This is a genomic window from Citrobacter sp. Cpo103 (assembly GCF_030332605.1).
GTDB lineage: Bacteria > Pseudomonadota > Gammaproteobacteria > Enterobacterales > Enterobacteriaceae > Citrobacter > Citrobacter portucalensis.
Genome location: NZ_JAOWHO010000028.1, coordinates 1 through 15,051, shown reverse-complemented (window position 1 = coordinate 15,051; position 15,051 = coordinate 1). Strand labels below are relative to the sequence as shown.

General features: G+C 50.2%; 30 protein-coding genes. 1 reads left to right on the top strand and 29 read right to left on the bottom strand.

Features of this window, described 5'->3' with window-relative positions; all coding sequences use genetic code 11:
• Positions 1 to 20 precede the first annotated feature (20 nt).
• The 26 genes from rpsD to rpsJ form a co-directional block, all read right to left on the bottom strand.
• Entirely contained in the window at positions 21 to 641 is a 621-nt protein-coding gene (rpsD, locus tag OGX89_RS08660; protein ID WP_003031138.1) for a 30S ribosomal protein S4, read from the bottom strand.
• 33 nt (positions 642 to 674) lie between these two features.
• Positions 675 to 1,064, bottom strand: coding sequence for a 30S ribosomal protein S11 (gene rpsK, locus OGX89_RS08655; RefSeq protein ID WP_003031137.1), 390 nt, complete (start codon positions 1,062 to 1,064; stop codon positions 675 to 677).
• Between the two features lie 16 nt (positions 1,065 to 1,080).
• On the bottom strand, positions 1,081 to 1,437 hold the full coding sequence (gene rpsM / locus OGX89_RS08650; RefSeq protein WP_003031135.1) for a 30S ribosomal protein S13: 357 nt from the start codon (positions 1,435 to 1,437) through the stop codon (positions 1,081 to 1,083).
• A 146-nt stretch (positions 1,438 to 1,583) separates the two neighbouring features.
• Positions 1,584 to 1,700 carry a 50S ribosomal protein L36 gene (rpmJ, locus tag OGX89_RS08645; RefSeq protein ID WP_000868187.1) on the bottom strand — a complete coding sequence of 39 codons (117 nt, stop codon included), beginning with the start codon at positions 1,698 to 1,700 and terminating at the stop codon, positions 1,584 to 1,586.
• Between the two features lie 30 nt (positions 1,701 to 1,730).
• A complete protein-coding gene (gene secY / locus OGX89_RS08640; protein ID WP_001118864.1) occupies positions 1,731 to 3,062 on the bottom strand; it encodes a preprotein translocase subunit SecY in 1,332 nt (443 codons plus the stop codon).
• Between the two features lie 7 nt (positions 3,063 to 3,069).
• The gene (gene rplO / locus OGX89_RS08635; RefSeq protein ID WP_003031132.1) at positions 3,070 to 3,504 is read right to left on the bottom strand and encodes a 50S ribosomal protein L15; all 435 of its coding nucleotides are present in this window, start codon (positions 3,502 to 3,504) and stop codon (positions 3,070 to 3,072) included.
• Positions 3,505 to 3,507: 3 nt separating this feature from the next.
• Positions 3,508 to 3,687, bottom strand: coding sequence for a 50S ribosomal protein L30 (rpmD, locus tag OGX89_RS08630; protein ID WP_001140434.1), 180 nt, complete (start codon positions 3,685 to 3,687; stop codon positions 3,508 to 3,510).
• Positions 3,688 to 3,690: 3 nt separating this feature from the next.
• Positions 3,691 to 4,194, bottom strand: a complete 504-nt coding sequence (gene rpsE, locus OGX89_RS08625) for a 30S ribosomal protein S5 (RefSeq protein WP_003031131.1) — start codon at positions 4,192 to 4,194, stop codon at positions 3,691 to 3,693.
• A 14-nt stretch (positions 4,195 to 4,208) separates the two neighbouring features.
• Positions 4,209 to 4,562 carry a 50S ribosomal protein L18 gene (rplR, locus tag OGX89_RS08620; RefSeq protein ID WP_000358960.1) on the bottom strand — a complete coding sequence of 118 codons (354 nt, stop codon included), beginning with the start codon at positions 4,560 to 4,562 and terminating at the stop codon, positions 4,209 to 4,211.
• A 9-nt stretch (positions 4,563 to 4,571) separates the two neighbouring features.
• On the bottom strand, positions 4,572 to 5,105 hold the full coding sequence (gene rplF / locus OGX89_RS08615; protein WP_003031129.1) for a 50S ribosomal protein L6: 534 nt from the start codon (positions 5,103 to 5,105) through the stop codon (positions 4,572 to 4,574).
• A 12-nt stretch (positions 5,106 to 5,117) separates the two neighbouring features.
• Entirely contained in the window at positions 5,118 to 5,510 is a 393-nt protein-coding gene (gene rpsH, locus OGX89_RS08610) for a 30S ribosomal protein S8 (RefSeq protein WP_003031127.1), read from the bottom strand.
• 30 nt (positions 5,511 to 5,540) lie between these two features.
• Entirely contained in the window at positions 5,541 to 5,846 is a 306-nt protein-coding gene (rpsN, locus tag OGX89_RS08605; protein WP_003031125.1) for a 30S ribosomal protein S14, read from the bottom strand.
• 14 nt (positions 5,847 to 5,860) lie between these two features.
• Positions 5,861 to 6,400 carry a 50S ribosomal protein L5 gene (rplE, locus tag OGX89_RS08600; protein ID WP_003031123.1) on the bottom strand — a complete coding sequence of 180 codons (540 nt, stop codon included), beginning with the start codon at positions 6,398 to 6,400 and terminating at the stop codon, positions 5,861 to 5,863.
• A 14-nt stretch (positions 6,401 to 6,414) separates the two neighbouring features.
• A complete protein-coding gene (rplX, locus tag OGX89_RS08595) occupies positions 6,415 to 6,729 on the bottom strand; it encodes a 50S ribosomal protein L24 (protein WP_003031122.1) in 315 nt (104 codons plus the stop codon).
• A gap of 10 nt (positions 6,730 to 6,739) precedes the next feature.
• Positions 6,740 to 7,111, bottom strand: coding sequence for a 50S ribosomal protein L14 (rplN, locus tag OGX89_RS08590; protein WP_000613954.1), 372 nt, complete (start codon positions 7,109 to 7,111; stop codon positions 6,740 to 6,742).
• Between the two features lie 163 nt (positions 7,112 to 7,274).
• The gene (gene rpsQ, locus OGX89_RS08585) at positions 7,275 to 7,529 is read right to left on the bottom strand and encodes a 30S ribosomal protein S17 (RefSeq protein ID WP_003031120.1); all 255 of its coding nucleotides are present in this window, start codon (positions 7,527 to 7,529) and stop codon (positions 7,275 to 7,277) included.
• Positions 7,529 to 7,720 carry a 50S ribosomal protein L29 gene (rpmC, locus tag OGX89_RS08580; RefSeq protein WP_000644742.1) on the bottom strand — a complete coding sequence of 64 codons (192 nt, stop codon included), beginning with the start codon at positions 7,718 to 7,720 and terminating at the stop codon, positions 7,529 to 7,531. The genes rpsQ and rpmC overlap by 1 nt, the downstream gene beginning before the upstream one ends.
• Positions 7,720 to 8,130 carry a 50S ribosomal protein L16 gene (gene rplP, locus OGX89_RS08575; RefSeq protein WP_000941208.1) on the bottom strand — a complete coding sequence of 137 codons (411 nt, stop codon included), beginning with the start codon at positions 8,128 to 8,130 and terminating at the stop codon, positions 7,720 to 7,722. The genes rpmC and rplP overlap by 1 nt, the downstream gene beginning before the upstream one ends.
• A 12-nt stretch (positions 8,131 to 8,142) precedes the next feature.
• On the bottom strand, positions 8,143 to 8,844 hold the full coding sequence (gene rpsC / locus OGX89_RS08570) for a 30S ribosomal protein S3 (protein WP_000529945.1): 702 nt from the start codon (positions 8,842 to 8,844) through the stop codon (positions 8,143 to 8,145).
• A 17-nt stretch (positions 8,845 to 8,861) separates the two neighbouring features.
• Positions 8,862 to 9,194, bottom strand: a complete 333-nt coding sequence (gene rplV, locus OGX89_RS08565; protein ID WP_000448832.1) for a 50S ribosomal protein L22 — start codon at positions 9,192 to 9,194, stop codon at positions 8,862 to 8,864.
• Between the two features lie 14 nt (positions 9,195 to 9,208).
• Positions 9,209 to 9,487: a 30S ribosomal protein S19 gene (gene rpsS / locus OGX89_RS08560; protein WP_001138115.1), complete on the bottom strand. Its 279-nt coding sequence runs from the start codon at positions 9,485 to 9,487 to the stop codon at positions 9,209 to 9,211.
• Between the two features lie 16 nt (positions 9,488 to 9,503).
• On the bottom strand, positions 9,504 to 10,325 hold the full coding sequence (rplB, locus tag OGX89_RS08555) for a 50S ribosomal protein L2 (RefSeq protein WP_000301869.1): 822 nt from the start codon (positions 10,323 to 10,325) through the stop codon (positions 9,504 to 9,506).
• Between the two features lie 17 nt (positions 10,326 to 10,342).
• Positions 10,343 to 10,645: a 50S ribosomal protein L23 gene (gene rplW / locus OGX89_RS08550; protein ID WP_000617546.1), complete on the bottom strand. Its 303-nt coding sequence runs from the start codon at positions 10,643 to 10,645 to the stop codon at positions 10,343 to 10,345.
• A complete protein-coding gene (gene rplD, locus OGX89_RS08545) occupies positions 10,642 to 11,247 on the bottom strand; it encodes a 50S ribosomal protein L4 (RefSeq protein WP_003031119.1) in 606 nt (201 codons plus the stop codon). The genes rplW and rplD overlap by 4 nt, the downstream gene beginning before the upstream one ends.
• Positions 11,248 to 11,257: 10 nt before the next feature.
• Complete coding sequence (gene rplC / locus OGX89_RS08540) at positions 11,258 to 11,887, bottom strand: 50S ribosomal protein L3 (protein ID WP_003031117.1); 630 nt, start codon at positions 11,885 to 11,887, stop codon at positions 11,258 to 11,260.
• Between the two features lie 32 nt (positions 11,888 to 11,919).
• Positions 11,920 to 12,231, bottom strand: a complete 312-nt coding sequence (gene rpsJ, locus OGX89_RS08535; protein ID WP_001181005.1) for a 30S ribosomal protein S10 — start codon at positions 12,229 to 12,231, stop codon at positions 11,920 to 11,922.
• Positions 12,232 to 12,609: 378 nt separating this feature from the next.
• Between rpsJ and OGX89_RS08530 the strand changes: the two genes are divergently transcribed.
• Positions 12,610 to 13,077 carry a prepilin peptidase gene (locus OGX89_RS08530; protein ID WP_003827774.1) on the top strand — a complete coding sequence of 156 codons (468 nt, stop codon included), beginning with the start codon at positions 12,610 to 12,612 and terminating at the stop codon, positions 13,075 to 13,077.
• Here OGX89_RS08530 and bfr read toward each other — a convergent pair.
• From bfr to tuf, 3 genes are all read right to left on the bottom strand, one after another.
• Positions 13,074 to 13,550, bottom strand: a complete 477-nt coding sequence (gene bfr, locus OGX89_RS08525) for a bacterioferritin (RefSeq protein ID WP_003827773.1) — start codon at positions 13,548 to 13,550, stop codon at positions 13,074 to 13,076. The two genes, OGX89_RS08530 and bfr, sit on opposite strands and share 4 nt — an antisense overlap.
• Before the next feature lie 71 nt (positions 13,551 to 13,621).
• Positions 13,622 to 13,816, bottom strand: a complete 195-nt coding sequence (gene bfd, locus OGX89_RS08520; RefSeq protein WP_003031111.1) for a bacterioferritin-associated ferredoxin — start codon at positions 13,814 to 13,816, stop codon at positions 13,622 to 13,624.
• A 185-nt stretch (positions 13,817 to 14,001) separates the two neighbouring features.
• The coding region (gene tuf, locus OGX89_RS08515) for an elongation factor Tu (RefSeq protein ID WP_063942044.1) at positions 14,002 to 15,051 on the bottom strand (1,050 nt) is incomplete at its 5' end.

Sequence of the window (15,051 nt, the reverse complement as noted above, 5' to 3'; positions counted from 1 at the left end):
CCTCTCTTTGGTACTAAGCTTTACTTGGAGTAAAGCTCGACGATCAGGTGTTCGTTAATGTCCGCAGACAGATCAGAACGCTCCGGCTTACGCTTGAACGTACCTTCCATCTTGCCAGCATCAACTTCCAGCCAGGTTGGCTTTTCACGCTGCTCAGCCAGCTCCAGAGCGGCTTTCACGCGAGACTGCTTCTTCGCTTTCTCACGAATGCTAACAACGTCATTCGGACTAACCTGATAAGAAGCGATGTTAACAACACGACCGTTTACCATAATTGCTTTATGGCTGACCAGCTGACGTGCTTCTGCACGAGTGGCACCGAAGCCCATACGGTATACAACGTTGTCCAGACGACCTTCCAGCAGACCCAACAGGTTTTCACCGGTGTTGCCTTTCAGACGTGCTGCTTCTTTGTAGTAGTTACGGAACTGACGCTCCAGCACACCGTAGATACGGCGAACTTTTTGCTTTTCACGCAACTGCACACCATAGTCAGACAGACGCGGTTTACGCGCACCGTGCTGGCCAGGAGCTTGTTCAATTTTACACTTGGTATCGATCGCGCGAACGCCAGACTTAAGGAATAAGTCAGTGCCCTCACGACGGCTCAGCTTGAGCTTAGGACCCAAATATCTTGCCATTTTCTTTCTCCAACAATCCTAGAAACGACAGCGTTATACGCGACGTTTTTTCGGCGGACGACAACCGTTATGAGGGATCGGAGTCACATCAGTAATATTAGTGATGCGGAAACCAGCGGCGTTCAGAGCACGAACAGTAGATTCGCGACCTGGACCCGGTCCTTTGACCATAACTTCCAGATTCTTGATACCGTATTCTTTTACGGCTTCAGCGCAACGCTCTGCTGCAACCTGAGCTGCAAACGGAGTGGATTTGCGAGAACCACGGAAACCGGAACCACCGGCTGTTGCCCAACCCAGTGCGTTACCCTGACGATCAGTAATGGTAACGATGGTGTTGTTAAAAGAAGCATGGATATGAGCCACGCCGTCAGAGACTTGTTTTCTTACACGTTTACGTGCACGAATTGGTGCCTTTGCCATTATTCAATCACCCCGATTATTTCTTGATCGGTTTGCGCGGACCCTTACGGGTACGTGCGTTGGTCTTGGTACGCTGACCGCGAACCGGGAGACCACGACGATGACGCAAACCGCGATAGCAACCAAGATCCATAAGGCGCTTGATGCTCATGCTAACTTCACGGCGCAGATCACCTTCAACGACAAATTTGGCAACTTCGTCACGCAGCGTGTCGATTTGTTCTTCAGACAGCTCACTGATCTTAACATCTTCAGCGATACCCGCGGCAGCCAGAATGGCTTTAGAACGGGTCTTGCCGACGCCGTAGATCGAAGTTAATGCGATCACAGCATGTTTCTGATCAGGAATGTTAATGCCTGCTATACGGGCCACTATGCACTCCTACTATTTAATATGTACGCACCATGCTGAAAAGCCCGTTTTCAGGATACTCAAATGGAAACGCACAGACATACAAAAGATTGGCTGGCTAATCTAGCCAGCTCAACCCAACTTTGCAAGAAAAATATGCGAATAAATCAGCCTTGGCGCTGTTTATGCTTCGGCTCGGCACTGCAAATCACACGGATGACACCATCACGCTTAACGATTTTGCAGTTACGGCATAATTTCTTGACGGAAGCACGAACTTTCATTTTTACTCTCCGTAACTTCTCGGGCGACTGTTAACGGCCGTAGCCTTTCAGATTCGCCTTCTTCAATGCAGACTCGTACTGACTTGACATCATCAGAGTTTGCACTTGAGCCATAAAGTCCATAATCACGACAACAACGATAAGCAGTGAGGTCCCACCGAAGTAGAACGGTACTTTCATTGCATCACGCATGAACTCCGGGATCAGGCAGATAAAAGTAATGTAGAGCGCACCAACCAAAGTCAGGCGGGTCATTACTTTATCGATATACTTCGCCGTTTGCTCTCCCGGACGAATTCCTGGTACAAATGCACCGGACTTCTTCAGGTTATCTGCTGTTTCACGCGGGTTGAAAACCAACGCCGTGTAGAAGAAACAGAAGAATATGATTGCAGACGCATAGAGTAACACATAAAGCGGTTGCCCAGGCTGCAAATACAGCGAAATTGTTGTCAGCCAGTTCCAACCAGTCCCGCCCCCGAACCATGACGCGATGGTCGCCGGGAACAGAATAATACTGGAAGCGAAGATTGCCGGGATTACCCCCGCCATATTCACTTTCAGCGGTAAATGTGTGCTCTGTGCAGCATAGACACGACGACCTTGCTGACGTTTCGCGTAGTTTACCACAATACGGCGTTGACCACGCTCAACAAATACAACAAAGAACGTCACTGCGAATACTAATACTGCAACCAACAGCAACACGAGGAAGTGCAGGTCGCCTTGACGCGCTTGCTCGATAGTATGGGCAATGGCTGGCGGGAGTCCCGCGACAATACCGGCGAAGATAATGATTGAGATACCGTTGCCGATACCACGTTCAGTAATCTGTTCGCCCAACCACATCAGGAACATCGTCCCTGTAACCAGACTTACAACAGCGGTGAAATAGAATGCAAAGCCTGGGTTCATCACCAGGCCCTGCATACCAGGCATATTCGGCAGACCGGTAGCAATACCGATCGACTGGAATATTGCCAGCACCAGAGTACCGTAGCGGGTGTACTGGCTGATCTTACGACGACCAGACTCCCCTTCTTTCTTAATTTCTGCCAGCGTTGGATGAACCACCGTCAGCAGCTGGATAATGATCGACGCCGAAATATACGGCATGATCCCCAGAGCAAAGATAGAAGCACGGCTGAGAGCACCACCAGAGAACATGTTAAACATTTCAATGATGGTGCCTCGCTGTTGCTCAAGCAGTTTGGCAAGTACAGCGGCATCAATACCAGGGATCGGAATGAAAGAGCCAATACGGAACACAATCAGCGCGCCGATTACAAACAGCAGTCTGCGTTTCAGCTCGCCTAAGCCACCTTTGGCACTTTGAAAATCTAATCCCGGTTGTTTAGCCATCTGCTACTTATTCCTCGATTTTACCGCCAGCAGCTTCGATAGCAGCACGAGCGCCTTTAGTAACACGCAGGCCACGAACAGTTACCGGAGTAGTGACTTCACCAGCCAGGATCACTTTCGCGAACTCGATCTGGATACCGATAATGTTAGCTGCTTTCAGCGTGTTCAGGTCTACAACACCGCCTTCAACTTTAGCCAGGTCAGACAGACGAACTTCGGCTGTAATCGCTGCTTTACGTGAAGTGAAGCCGAATTTCGGCAGACGACGGTACAGAGGCATCTGACCACCCTCGAAACCGCGACGTACGCCACCGCCAGAACGAGACTTCTGACCTTTGTGACCACGACCACCGGTTTTACCGAGGCCAGAACCGATACCACGACCCAGGCGGCGAGCCGCTTTTTTAGAGCCTTCGGCCGGAGACAGAGTATTTAAACGCATCTCTTACTCCTCAACTTTAACCATGAAGGAAACCGCGTTGACCATACCACGAACAGCAGGAGTATCCTCGCGCTCTACGGTGTGACCAATACGACGCAGACCCAGGCCAAGCAGCGTTGCCTTGTGTTTCGGCAGACGACCGATTGCACTGCGGGTTTGAGTAATTTTAATAGTCTTTGCCATGGTTTATTTCCCCAGAATTTCTTCAACGGATTTACCACGCTTGGCAGCGACCATTTCCGGAGATTTCATATTTTCCAGGCCATCGATAGTTGCACGAACCACGTTAATCGGGTTAGTGGAACCATACGCTTTAGCCAGAACGTTACGAACTCCAGCGACTTCCAGAACGGCGCGCATTGCACCACCGGCGATGATACCGGTACCTTCGGAAGCCGGCTGCATGAATACACGAGAACCCGTGTGAGTACCCTTAACCGGGTGCTGCAGGGTGCCGTGGTTCAGCGCGACGTTAATCATATTGCGACGGGCTTTTTCCATCGCTTTCTGGATCGCTGCTGGAACTTCACGCGCTTTACCGTAACCAAAACCAACGCGACCGTTACCATCACCAACTACAGTCAGAGCTGTGAAGGAGAAAATACGACCACCTTTAACGGTTTTAGATACGCGGTTAACCGCGATCAGCTTTTCCTGCAGTTCGCCAGCTTGTTTTTCGATGTGAGCCATCTTACACCTCTACCTTAGAACTGAAGGCCAGCTTCACGGGCAGCATCTGCCAGTGCCTGGACACGACCATGATATTGGAACCCGGAACGGTCAAAAGAAACATCTTTGATGCCTTTTTCCAGAGCGCGTTCAGCAACAGCTTTACCTACAGCTGCAGCAGCGTCTTTGTTACCGGTGTACTTCAATTGTTCAGCGATAGCTTTTTCTACAGTAGAAGCAGCTACCAGAACTTCAGAACCGTTCGGTGCAATTACCTGTGCGTAAATATGACGCGGGGTACGATGTACCACCAGGCGAGTTGCACCCAGCTCCTGGAGCTTGCGGCGTGCGCGGGTCGCACGACGGATACGAGCAGATTTCTTATCCATAGTGTTACCTTACTTCTTCTTAGCCTCTTTGGTACGCACGACTTCGTCGGCGTAACGAACACCCTTGCCTTTATAAGGCTCAGGACGACGGTAGGCGCGCAGATCTGCTGCAACCTGACCGATCAGCTGTTTATCAGCGCCTTTCAGCACGATTTCAGTCTGAGACGGACATTCTGCAGTGATTCCCGCAGGCAGCTGATGGTCAACTGGGTGAGAGAAACCTAAAGCCAGGTTTACTACATTCCCTTTAACCGCTGCACGATAACCTACACCAACCAGCTGAAGCTTCTTAGTGAAGCCTTCGGTAACACCGACAACCATTGCATTCAGCAGGGCACGCGCGGTACCAGCCTGAGCCCATCCATCTGCGTAACCATCACGCGGACCGAAGGTCAGTGCATTATCTGCATGATTTACTGCAACAGCATCGTTGAGAGTACGAGTCAGCTCGCCGTTTTTACCTTTGATCGTAATAACCTGACCGTTGATTTTTACATCAACGCCGGCAGGAATAACGACCGGTGCTTTAGCAACACGAGACATTTTTTCCTCCGATTAGGCTACGTAGCAGATAATTTCGCCACCAAGACCAGCCTGGCGCGCTGCACGATCAGTCATAACACCTTTAGAGGTAGAAACAACTGCGATACCCATGCCAGCCATAACTTTCGGCAGCTCGTCTTTACGCTTATAAATGCGCAGACCTGGGCGACTGACACGCTGAATGCTTTCTACAACAGCTTTACCCTGGAAATACTTGAGAGTAAGTTCCAGTTCCGGCTTGGTGTCGCCTTCAACTTTAAAATCTTCAATAAAACCTTCTTCCTTCAGCACGTTGGCAATTGCCACTTTCAGCTTGGAGGAAGGCATGGTGACCGCAGCTTTATTCGCGGCCTGACCGTTACGGATACGGGTCAGCATATCCGCGATCGGATCTTGCATGCTCATCTGTCTTTACTCCCGTGATTCAATTGGTAATTACCAGCTAGCCTTTTTCAAGCCTGGTACTTCACCGCGCATGGCGGCTTCACGCAGTTTGATACGGCTCAACCCGAACTTGCCCACATAGCCATGCGGACGACCTGTTTGACGGCAGCGGTTACGCTGACGGGACGGGCTGGAATCACGCGGCAGAGACTGCAGCTTGAGAACTGCGTTCCAACGATCTTCGTCGGTCGCGTTCACATCAGAGATAATAGCTTTCAGTTCAGCGCGTTTTGCGAAGTACTTATCAGCTAAAGCTACGCGCTTTACTTCGCGTGCTTTCATTGATTGCTTAGCCATTCAGTAACCCTACCTTACTTGCGGAACGGGAAGTCAAAGGCAGCCAGCAGAGCACGGCCTTCTTCATCAGATTTCGCAGTAGTGGTAATGGTAATATCCAAACCACGCACGCGGTCGACTTTATCGTAGTCGATTTCTGGGAAGATGATCTGCTCACGGACACCCATGCTGTAGTTACCACGACCGTCGAAAGACTTAGCGGACAAGCCACGGAAGTCACGGATACGTGGAACAGCAATAGTGATCAGGCGCTCAAAGAACTCCCACATGCGTTCGCCACGCAGAGTTACTTTACAGCCGATCGGATAGCCCTGACGGATTTTGAAGCCTGCAACTGATTTGCGTGCTTTGGTGATCAGCGGTTTTTGACCGGAGATTGCTGTCAGGTCAGCTGCTGCGTTATCCAGCAGTTTCTTGTCAGCGATCGCTTCACCAACACCCATGTTCAGGGTGATCTTCTCGACCCGAGGGACTTGCATGACAGAATTGTAGTTAAACTCAGTCATGAGTTTAGCGACTACTTCGTCTTTGTAGTAATCATGCAGTTTCGCCATCGTACTACTCCAAATTACTTGATAGTTTCGCTGTTAGATTTGAAGAAACGGACTTTTTTGCCGTCTTCGAATCTAAAGCCTACACGGTCAGCCTTGCCGGTTGCCGCGTTGAAGATAGCAAGGTTAGAGATCTGAATAGCTGCTTCTTTCTCTACGATGCCGCCTGGTTGGTTCAGGGCCGGAACCGGCTTCTGATGTTTCTTAACCAGGTTGATACCTTCAACAATGACCTTGCCGGAAGACAGGACATTCTTAACTTTACCGCGTTTACCTTTATCTTTACCGGTTAACACGATAACTTCGTCATCACGACGGATCTTCGCTGCCATGATTCGCTCCTTAGAGTACTTCTGGTGCCAGAGAGATAATTTTCATGAACTTCTCGTTACGAAGTTCACGAGTTACCGGCCCAAAAATACGCGTACCGATAGGTTGCTCGCTGTTATTGTTTAAAATAACGCATGCATTACCATCGAAGCGAATGACAGAACCGTCCGGGCGACGAACACCCTTCTTGGTGCGCACCACTACCGCCTTCAGCACATCACCTTTTTTGACCTTACCACGCGGAATTGCTTCCTTGATGGTGATCTTGATGATATCGCCGACGCCTGCGTAGCGACGGTGCGAGCCACCCAGAACCTTGATACACATTACGCGACGTGCACCGGAGTTGTCGGCGACGTTCAGCATAGTCTGTTCTTGGATCATTTTAGTGCTCCGCTAATGTCAACTACTACTGAGACCCGAAAATCAGGTCGTTAAAAAAGCCCCATATCGGGGGCGCGGCATTATAACACCGCTTCAACGATATGGGTAGAAAAAATAAACGGCTCATCGCTGAGCCGTTTATTCGTTGAGAATGCCTACTGTATTACAGAACGGCTTTCTCTACAACGCGAACCAGCGTCCAGGACTTAGTCTTGGACAGCGGACGGCATTCGCGGATTTCAACCACGTCACCAGTACCGCATTCGTTGTTCTCGTCATGTACGTGCAGTTTGGTCGTACGCTTAATGAATTTACCGTAGATCGGGTGTTTCACAAAACGTTCGATAGCAACAACGATGGATTTCTCCATTTTATCGCTAACAACGCGACCTTGCAGAGTACGGATTTTATCGGTCATTACGCACCCGCCTTCTCAGTCAGTAAAGTCTTAACGCGTGCGACGTCACGACGCACTTGCTTCAACAGGTGAGACTGTTGCAGCTGGCCACTTGCAGCCTGCATACGCAGGTTGAACTGCTCACGCAGCAGATTCAGCAGCTCGGTGTTCAGCTCTTCAACACTCTTCTCACGCAGCTCTTTTGCTTTCATTACATCACCGTCTTAGTTACAAAGGTGGTTTTAATCGGCAGTTTCGCTGCTGCCAGCTTGAATGCTTCACGGGCCAGCTCTTCCGGTACGCCGTCCATTTCATACAGGACTTTACCCGGCTGAATCAAGGCAACCCAATACTCCACGTTACCTTTACCTTTACCCATACGCACTGCCAGCGGCTTTTCAGTGATCGGTTTGTCCGGGAATACACGGATCCAGATCTTACCTTGACGCTTAACTGCACGGGTCATAGCACGACGTGCTGCTTCGATCTGACGGGCAGTCAGACGACCACGGCCAACAGCTTTCAGACCGAAGCTGCCGAAGCTAACATCCGCGCCAGCAGCCAGACCGCGGTTACGGCCTTTGTGCATTTTACGGAATTTTGTACGCTTTGGTTGTAACATCAGCGACGCTCCTTATTTACGGCCTTTACGCTGCTGCTTTTTAGGTTGCGCAGCCGGTTTTTCCGGTTGTTCAACAGCAGCCATACCACCCAGGATCTCGCCTTTGAAGATCCACACTTTAACGCCGATTACACCGTAAGTGGTGTGCGCTTCAGAGGTGTTGTAGTCGATGTCAGCACGCAGAGTGTGCAGAGGTACGCGACCTTCGCGGTACCATTCGGTACGTGCGATTTCCGCGCCGCCCAGACGGCCGCTAACTTCAACTTTGATACCTTTAGCGCCCAGACGCATCGCGTTCTGTACAGCACGCTTCATAGCACGACGGAACATAACACGACGTTCCAGCTGAGAAGTGATGCTGTCAGCAACCAATTTTGCGTCCAGTTCAGGCTTACGCACTTCGGCGATATTGATCTGAGCAGGAACGCCAGCAATATCGGCTACGACTTTGCGCAGTTTTTCTACGTCTTCGCCTTTCTTACCGATAACGATACCCGGGCGAGCGGTGTGAATGGTCACACGGATGCTCTTAGCCGGACGCTCGATAACGATACGAGATACAGACGCTTTAGCCAGTTCCTTAGTCAGGTACTGACGTACTTTAAAATCGCTGTCCAGGTTGTCAGCGAATTCTTTGGTGTTCGCAAACCAGGTTGAGTTCCATGGTTTTACAATACCCAGGCGAATACCATTAGGATGTACTTTCTGACCCATTGCTAGTCTCCAGAGTCTCAGCGATCGGACACAACCACAGTAATGTGGCTGGTGCGCTTCAGGATGCGATCTGCACGACCTTTTGCACGCGGCATAATGCGCTTCATGCTCGGGCCTTCGTCTACGAAAATTTTCGTAACTTTCAGATCGTCAATGTCAGCGCCATCGTTGTGTTCAGCGTTAGCAATGGCAGATTCCAGGACTTTCTTAACCAGTACAGCCGCTTTCTTATTGGTGTAGGTCAGAATATCCAGAGCCTGCGACACTTTCTTACCGCGAATCAGGTCTGCAACAAGGCGAACCTTCTGAGCAGAAGAACGAGCATGGCGATGTTGAGCTAAAGTTTCCATCTCTTCCTCCTACCTTATTTCTTCTTCGCTTTTTTATCAGCAGCGTGGCCGCGATAAGTACGAGTCGGTGCGAATTCACCCAGTTTGTGACCGACCATTTCGTCGGAAACAAATACCGGAACGTGCTGACGACCATTATGGACAGCGATGGTCAAACCGATCATGTTAGGAAAGATCGTTGAACGACGGGACCAAGTGCGCAGGGGCTTCTTGTCTCCGCTTTCCACCGCTTTCTCTACCTTCTTCAGCAAGTGCAGGTCAATAAAAGGACCTTTCTTGAGAGAACGTGGCATGGCTTATCCTCTAAAATTATTTGCTACGGCGACGTACGATGAATTTATCAGTACGCTTGTTGCTGCGGGTCTTCTTACCTTTGGTCTGAACGCCCCACGGAGTTACCGGGTGCTTACCAAAGTTACGACCTTCACCACCACCATGTGGGTGGTCGACTGGGTTCATCGCAGTACCGCGAACGGTAGGACGAACACCACGCCAGCGTGCAGCACCTGCTTTACCCAGAACGCGCAGCATATGCTCAGCATTGCCAACTTCGCCCAGAGTTGCACGGCAGTCTGCTTCGACTTTACGCATTTCACCAGAACGCAGACGCAGGGTGACATAAGCACCATCACGAGCAACGATCTGAACGTAAGTACCAGCGGAACGTGCCAGCTGACCGCCTTTACCTGGTTTCATTTCTACGTTATGAACGGTAGAACCAACCGGGATATTGCGCATCGGCAGGGTGTTACCTGCTTTGATTGCAGCATCAACGCCAGACTGAATCTGGTCGCCAGCTTTCAGGCCTTTAGGGGCCAGGATGTAACGGCGTTCACCGTCTTTGTACAGAACCAGCGCGATGTTCGCGGAGCGGTTCGGATCGTACTCAAGACGTTCAACAACTGCCGGGATACCGTCTTTGTTGCGTTTGAAGTCAACAATACGATAAGCCTGCTTGTGACCACCACCGATGTGACGAGTGGTGATGCGGCCATTGTTGTTACGACCACCGGATTTGCTGTTTTTTTCAACCAGCGGAGCAAAAGGTTTGCCCTTGTGCAGCTCTGGGTTGACCACTTTAACAACGTGGCGACGACCCGGAGATGTCGGTTTACATTTAACAACTGCCATTGTATTACTCCTCCGACTTACTCAGCGCCGCCGACGAAGTCCAGATTCTGGCCTTCCTTCAGGGTGACGTAAGCTTTTTTCCAGTCGCTACGACGACCGATACGCTGTCCGTGACGTTTAACTTTCCCTTTAACTACCAGGGTGTTAACGACTTCGACTTCGACTTCAAACAGTTTCTGCACAGCAGCTTTGATTTCTGCTTTGGTCGCGTCTTTAGCAACTTTGAGAACGATGGTGTTAGTTTTTTCCATCGCAGTAGACGCTTTTTCAGAAACGTGCGGTGCGCGCAGCACTTTCAGCAGACGTTCTTCACGAATCATGCCAGCATCTCCTCAACTTGCTTAACAGCATCAGCAGTCATTACGACTTTGTCGAAGGCGATCAGGCTAACCGGGTCGATACCAGTTGCATCGCGTACGTCAACCTTGTGCAGGTTGCGCGCAGCCAGGAACAGGTTTTCGTCCAGCTCACCGGTGATGATCAGCACATCTTCCAGAGCCATGTCTTTCAGTTTCTGTGCCAGCAGCTTAGTTTTAGGCGCTTCTACAGAGAATGATTCGACAACGATCAGACGATCCTGACGTACCAGTTCGGACAGAATGCTTTTCAGCGCGCCGCGGTACATCTTTTTGTTAACTTTTTGACTGTGGTCCTGTGGACGAGCAGCGAAGGTCACGCCACCTGAACGCCAGATCGGGCTCTTGATAGAACCTGAACGCGCACGGCCGGTACCTTTCTGGCGCCACGGCTTTTTGCCTGAACCAGTTACTTCAGCACGAGTCTTCTGAGCACGAGTACCCTGACGAGCACCAGCTGCATAAGCAACAACAACCTGGTGAACCAGCGCTTCGTTGAAATCACGACCGAAGGTAGTTTCGGAAACAGTCAGCGCGCTCTGCGCGTCTTTCAATACTAATTCCATTGCTATCCCCTTACGCCTTCACAGCTGGTTTAACGATCAGGTCGCAACCGGTCGCACCCGGAACACCACCTTTAACCAGCAGCAGGTTGCGCTCAGCGTCAACACGTACTACGTCCAGGCTCTGAACGGTTACACGTTCGTTGCCCAGCTGACCTGCCATTTTCTTGCCTTTGAACACTTTGCCCGGAGTCTGGTTCTGACCGATAGAACCCGGAACGCGGTGAGACAAGGAGTTACCGTGAGTAGCGTCCTGGGTGCGGAAGTTCCAGCGCTTAACGGTACCAGCGAAACCTTTACCTTTAGAGGTACCGGTTACGTCAACTTTTTTAACGTCAGCAAACAGTTCAACGCTAATGTTCTGACCAACGGTGTATTCTTCACCATCTGCCAGACGGAACTCCCACAGGCCGCGGCCAGCTTCTACGCCAGCTTTAGCAAAGTGGCCAGCTTCCGGCTTAGTTACGCGGTTAGCTTTTTTAGCACCGGTGGTAACCTGAACAGCGCGATAGCCATCGTTAGCCAGATCTTTAACCTGAGTAACGCGGTTTGCTTCAACTTCGATAACGGTTACTGGGATAGATACGCCATCTTCAGTGAAGATGCGGGTCATACCCACTTTTTTACCGACTAAACCAATCATTGTATCAACCTCTCAATCGCTCGATGACCTGATTAACCCAGGCTGATCTGCACGTCTACACCGGCAGCCAGGTCCAGACGCATCAGAGCATCAACGGTTTTTTCAGTTGGCTCAACGATGTCAACCAGACGCTTGTGAGTACGGATCTCGTACTGATCACGCGCGTCTTTGTTGACGTGCGGGGAGATCAGAACGGTGAAACGCTCTTTGCGGGTCGGCAGCGGGATCGGACCACGAACCTGCGCACCAGTGCGCTTGGCAGTCTCGACGATTTCCGCGGTTGATTGATCGATCAGACGATGATCAAACGCTTTCAAACGGATACGGATTCTTTGGTTCTGCATGAGACCAGAGCTCCAATTATTTTATAGACGAAATAGTTACTCCTCAAACCCATTACGATTGATGGGAGAGTGTAACCGTTCTTACAGAGTTCCCCGATTGGGAACATTGTCTGGTATTGCTTTCGCAGTACCGGTGGCTCATATCGAACCGCTGTCAATATTAGACAAGCCCGCGCATTATACGTAAATCTCAGTCTTAAGCAAGTGCCGCGTAGAAATTAATCACTCGTTCACAAATGCGGCGCTCCTTCCACTCTGATTGTATGTCCTGCGGTGCAACGCGTTTTCCGTGGAAGAGAGCATCCATAACCCAGATCCCGGGCTTGTAGGGCCGCCGGGTTTACCTGAAGGTAAACGCTTACCAGATAAGGCTTGCCCATGTACATCGACCTCCCCTTTCTGTTGATTTATGTTTCGCTATCAGGACTGCTCTTAGTCCACGACCTACGTACCGGGTTGCTGCCCGACAAATTTACCTGCCCTCTTTTGTGGGGCGGTCTTATTTATCATCAATGCTGCAGACCTGCACAGTTATCCGACGCGCTTTGGGGTGCTGTAGCGGGTTATGGGGTATTTGCTTTGTTCTACTGGGGGTATCGTTTGATATGCCGACAGGAAGGGTTAGGCTTTGGCGATGTCAAATTTCTTGCCGCACTAGGCGCATGGCATCGCTGGGAATCATTACCACTTTTGGTTTTACTTGCCGCGGGTATGGCATGTTGCCTCACCGGGATTTCCTGCGTCCGTTACGGGAAACAGGTACTAAAAAACCCGCTGCCATTTGGGCCATATCTGGCGGCTGCGGGTTTTGTTATTGGCCTGGTAAGTATGATACTGGGTGGTTAGTCACTGACTTTAATTTGCGATTGCAGATAATTTTGTAAGCCAAGTTTTGCAATCAGGTCCAGCTCGGTTTCGAGCCAGTCAATATGCCCTTCTTCTTCAGTCAGGATCTCAATCATCATATCCCGGCTGACATAATCATGAACGCTATCGGCATAGGCAATGGCTTCACGCAAGTCTTTAGCACCATCGAGTTCGAGTCGAAGATCGGATTGCAGCATCTCTTCAACGTCTTCGCCAATACCCAACTTGCCAAGATCCTGCAAGTTCGGGATCCCTTCTAAGAATAAAATACGCTCGATATATTTATCAGCGTGTTTCATCTCATCGATAGATTCATGGTACTCAACATCATTGAGGCGAGTCAGTCCCCAGTTTTTAAACATACGAGCATGGAGAAAATACTGGTTGATCGCGACAAGCTCATTTCCCAATAGTTTATTGAGATAATTTATGATTTTAACATCACCTTTCATTTTATAGTCCCTCCGCTTCCACTCTTAGAGCGTAGATGGGGCTACAGGGATGTCAAAAAAAAGAGTGTGACTTAGGCGATCTCTTTAAATTCTGGCATTTGTGTTAATTCATCCTGCATGACCTCGCGGGCAGCACGAATGCATTTACCGCATTGATTTCCAACAGGAATAAATTTACGTAATTGCTGAAAGGACTGAGGATGAAACTGGCGAACAGCCTGACGTATTTTTTTATCACTTATCGCATTACACAAACAAACGTACATGATCGCTCCCGTTCAATTTCTGCGCAAAGTGTAAATGAGAATAGTTATGATTACAATAGCACAACGCGATTTACGCGGCGGGAGAATGAATAAAAAATGCGAATAAATATGACAACGACTAAATTGCAGGTAGCAAAAAGGGCGCCGAAGCGCCCTTTTTAAGCTCAAAGCTAATTAATCAATAATTAGCTCATTACTTTAGCAACAACGCCCGCACCAACAGTACGGCCGCCTTCACGGATTGCGAAACGCAGACCGTCGTCCATCGCGATCGGGTGGATCAGGGTAACAACCATTTTGATGTTGTCGCCCGGCATTACCATCTCTACGCCTTCCGGCAGTTCGATGGTACCAGTCACGTCAGTAGTACGGAAGTAGAACTGCGGACGGTAGCCTTTGAAGAACGGAGTATGACGGCCGCCTTCGTCTTTGGACAGAATGTACACTTCAGATTCGAACTTGGTGTGCGGCTTGATAGAGCCCGGCTTAGCCAGTACCTGACCACGTTCGATTTCTTCACGTTTGATACCACGCAGCAGAACACCAACGTTCTCACCAGCACGGCCTTCGTCCAGCAGTTTGCGGAACATTTCAACGCCAGTACAGGTAGACTTAGCAGTCTCTTTGATACCAACGATTTCAACTTCTTCACCAACTTTGATGATACCGCGCTCTACACGACCGGTAACAACGGTACCACGACCGGAGATGGAGAATACGTCTTCGATAGGCAGCAGGAACGGCTTGTCAATCGCACGCTCTGGTTCTGGGATGTAAGAATCCAGGAAGCCAGCCAGTTCGATGATTTTCGCTTCCCACTCTGCTTCGCCTTCCAGCGCTTTCAGAGCAGAACCACGAACGATCGGAGTGTCGTCGCCCGGGAAATCGTACTGAGACAGAAGTTCACGAACTTCCATTTCTACCAGTTCCAGCAGCTCTTCGTCATCAACCATGTCGCATTTGTTCAGGAACACGATGATGTACGGAACACCTACCTGACGACCCAGCAGGATGTGCTCACGAGTCTGCGGCATCGGGCCGTCAGTCGCAGCAACAACCAGGATCGCGCCGTCCATCTGCGCAGCACCGGTGATCATGTTTTTAACATAGTCGGCGTGGCCCGGGCAGTCTACGTGTGCGTAGTGGCGAGTCGGGGTGTCATATTCAACGTGAGAAGTGTTGATGGTGATACCACGAGCTTTTTCTTCCGGCGCGTTATCGATCTGGTCGAATGC